This is a genomic window from Francisella noatunensis subsp. noatunensis (assembly GCF_009823375.1).
In the GTDB taxonomy this organism is placed as follows: domain Bacteria; phylum Pseudomonadota; class Gammaproteobacteria; order Francisellales; family Francisellaceae; genus Francisella; species Francisella noatunensis.
In genome coordinates, this window is record NZ_WBSX01000143.1 from 1 (window position 1) to 3,855 (window position 3,855).

Consider the following 3,855-nt stretch of genomic DNA (forward strand, 5'->3'; position numbering starts at 1 on the left):
GGGGTTGTTTGCAGAGCCCTCCATTTTTTTGGTTTTTCAAATTTAACGATTCAAAAAGCTCTCTAGCTCTTCAATCAAAACATCAGCTAAACTCTCAAAGTTAATATCATCACTTTTTGATAGAAATTTATAGCGTCCAACAAAATTTATATGTTGCCAAGCTACAGGAGATATTTTATGCATTATCTTCTCAGCTTTCTCTTTACCATACTTCAAAAGAAGTCTCTCATAAATATTTGATAACAATATCGCATTATAAGCTATAGTACAGTTAGCAACTAATCGTGAAGCATGATTATATAATTCATTTTCCATTGCTCTACCTCCTGAAAGAACTCCACTATGAACCTTTCTAATAGTTCGTTGTAGCTGGTGGTATGCTTCAGTTCTATTTCTAGCTTTTTTTATATTTTTGCGTAGCTCTTCATCATTTATCAAATTTAAAATATGAGTTGTTCTGAATATTTTATTATACTCCCATAAGGCTTTCTTTAGTATTAAATTTCTCCTATGAGAAGATAGCTTCCTTACAATTGTTGCTTGGGTATTGTGCTGCAGTATCAAAGATAACAAAACTCTAAGTATTTCTCTTTTTTGGCTTTTAATTAAAGAGATATCAACTTGTGACTTAGGTTTAAAAAATCCAGAATATTCATCTACTGGTCTTGTAGAATATAAATTATTCACTTGGTCTTTAAGACTTGCAAAACTAGGAGTGAATTCAGTATCTATAGCATCTAACACAACAAAATTCATCTGGTTTATTGAATGGTTATCACCAGTTAACATATCAATTTTCACATCTGTATTATTGTGGTAGATCAGATCGAAAGCAAAATAGCTCTCATGTTCATTACAACCAATCACTCTAGAGTTAAGAGCTACATGGTTAGCTACTAATGTCATTATTGATATACCTTGAGAGCTACCAAAATATTTTTTTGAATGTCTTGCCTGAATGGTTTTACGCTTAACCTTGTACTTTGAGCCATCTATGTCAGAAAGAATCATATCTTCTTTGATATTCCATACTTTAAAGATAGGGAGTGAAAGTATTAAATTTGCAACTGCATCATTAGCTTCTTTAAGAGTTGATTTTCTAATAAAATTTGTTTGTGTTGAAGTTAGAGTATTAATATTGAGATTACATATCTCAGCCATTTTTTTGACTCCAAATCCAAATGCATCAGCTAATATACAAGCCAAAAGCGACTTTTTATCAGGAGACTGTTTACTGAATCTTGGTTTGATATGAGTAAACTTCTCCCAAAGGCCTGCTTTATCCGAGATGGTCAAAAGTAGATCTGTAATGTCTATTTTATTAACAGAACTAAAAAAGTTCTCTTTATATGTTGAGTTATCTGTATCATAGCTTAAACTCCAAGTTAAATCATCTGAGTTTAAAAGATTGAATCCAATATTCAAACCTTTGTTAATATTATTATTTGTCCTAATCCATGCCTCATGGTTTAATTTTGAGATATTATCTAGATGCTCATCACAATATATAGGTATCTTACTATAGCCATATTGTTCAGCAATATTTTCAATATTATCCAATACCTCATCAGATACCAGATCATCTTTTAAATTTTTATACGAATGGCTGTCAGGACAAAATAACGTACCAGAATCAAAAGCATTATAAATTCTCTTGTATACATAGAATTCAAACCTAGTTGAATTAAGGTGATCATCTTCCCCTGACTTAAGATAATTTACGATATGTCCAGGAACTGTAACACCCAGGTCATCTTTTATTTTGATTTTTGAAGGAGATTTACTTTTATTATAGTGATTTTTTAAAATATTGATTAGTTCAATAACTTGGCTATTTTTCCAACTATGGTCAAAATCAACATTCATTATTAACGGCCTTAAATAACAGGCAATAATCCTAGATTTAGTCTCAATAAATTCCCATCTAGACTTTTCTCGATCGAAAAATTTACCTTCAATAGCATCCGCTATAATATTATAATCTTGCTCAGGTAAGACTTTATATGCTTCTTCTAAAAACATACGATGAGGCTGATCTGGATCTACTGATTTAGAAGATATTAACCTTAATATTGCAGATACTTTAGGATATGACTCATACAAAATAGCATTATGTTTCATCTCCTCAGAACTAATATACTCACTAGATAATCTATTTAGAGCTCTATAATGATATATAAAGCTAACAATTAAGTTGTCCATACATTGCTGATATTTTACATGTATGTAACATAATAAATATAACGACTGTAACGTTTTATTTAGCATGCGTATTCTAGATGGAGAATAATGCTCAATTAAGCTTGCATAATAGCATATACAGTTGTTTGACACTTTTAGTGATGGTAAGAATTCTTTACAAAAGCTATAAATAGTTTTAAGAGATTTAGTTACTCGTATAGCACTGCTAATAAATTGTAGTTGAAAGCCTTTTTGATCAGATTTAATTTCAGATAAATCTGTAATAGTTTCTGTATTTATAAGTTTGTTAATTTGTCTGTCTATAGTATCAGGAATCAAGGTAATAACACCCTGCAACCTCGAGTTTTCAATAGATATACAGCAAGTAAATAAATCTTGTAAGTTTCTATAAGTTGGTAAAATTATTTTTTGATTTTCAAAATAAATTAGAAGCTCTCTTAGAGCATCTTTAGGGTTAGCATGGCTTCTTAAAAGATTTAAGAGATGGTTTTCAACTTTACTTTTATCTCTATCTTTCCAGCTTGTAAATCCTAAGAATTCTGTAATATCTTTTATCTGCTTGATTCTTGAATCATATCCAAGCTTATCTTTGAATTTATGACTAAGCTCGCCAAGAATATTTTTAGTAATGAATTTTAAATCATCAGAATATTCATCAAAGAGGATATTATCAAAAAATAATCCTCTTGCTTTGAAATAACCAAGTTGGAATACAAGGGTAGCTCTTGTTTTATTTATGGAAGCTTTAGTATTAACAAACTTTCTTTCAGACTCATCAAGATCAAAAAACACTTCTCGATCTAATTTGGTAAATTTATGGATTGTGTAAAGATCATTTATTTCCTGTGGAGTCAGCAGGTTAATTCTATGACTATTTTTTGTCATACGCTTGTATGGAAAAACCCTCGTTTAGACTTACAAATCATTTTGGAGTAAAAGCAAACATAAAAACAGTTATTTTTGTAAGAAAATGCTATTTACTTTATCAAGGTTAAGATAAGCTATAAATATTAATGATAAGTGAACAGTATAATGAAATATGGCTACGCTAGAGTTAGCACTAAAGACCAATCCTTAGATATGCAGATAGATAGCCTTAAAAAATCTGGTTGTCAAAAAATATTTTCCGAAATTGCTAAAGGAGCTAAAGCTGATAGATCTGAGTGGCTCAAACTACTTGATGAAATTTCTGAAGGTGATACATTGGTTGTTTGGAAATTTGATCGTATGGGAAGATCTTTGCATCATCTTATAAAAGTAGTTAATGATTTGCTAAATAAAAATGTTGGTATCATAAGTTTGAACGATCCTATTGATACTACAACTATACAGGGCAGATTAATGTTTAATATTTTTGCCTCATTAGCTGAATTTGAAAAAGATTTAATTAGAGAAAGAACAATGGCTGGGTTAAAGTCTGCAAGATCTAGAGGAAAAATGGGAGGTCGCCCAAAAGGTTTATCCGAGGAAGCTAAGAAAAAAGCACGTATTGCTGAAGCTCTTTACAAACAGAAAGAGTTAACTACTCAAGAGATAGCTAATCAACTAAATATTTCACGTACAACTTTATATGATTACCTTAAGTTTAGAAAGGTTGTTGTTGGTAAGAATTATTAAAAAACCGAAAAAATGGAGGGCTCTGCAAACAACCCC

The 3,855-nt window shown here is 30.5% G+C and carries 2 protein-coding genes; one reads left to right on the forward strand and one right to left on the reverse strand.

What is annotated here, in order from left to right; genetic code table 11:
- Window positions 1-42: 42 nt before the first annotated feature.
- Window positions 43-3,087 (reverse strand): Tn3 family transposase, encoded by a 3,045-nt coding sequence (locus tag F8C69_RS09460; protein ID WP_159184992.1) that lies wholly within the window; start codon window positions 3,085-3,087, stop codon window positions 43-45.
- 147 nt (window positions 3,088-3,234) lie between these two features.
- On the opposite strand from F8C69_RS09460, the gene F8C69_RS09465 reads away from it, so the two are divergent.
- Window positions 3,235-3,819, forward strand: coding sequence for a recombinase family protein (locus tag F8C69_RS09465; RefSeq protein ID WP_159184993.1), 585 nt, complete (start codon window positions 3,235-3,237; stop codon window positions 3,817-3,819).
- The last annotated feature ends 36 nt before the right edge of the window (window positions 3,820-3,855 follow it).

Coding starts and splice junctions, on each gene's coding strand:
- F8C69_RS09465 (WP_159184993.1), top strand. CDS start 3,235: ATGAAATATGGCTACGCTAGAGTTAGCACTAAAGACCAATCCTTAGAT.
- F8C69_RS09460 (WP_159184992.1), bottom strand. CDS start 3,087: ATGACAAAAAATAGTCATAGAATTAACCTGCTGACTCCACAGGAAATA.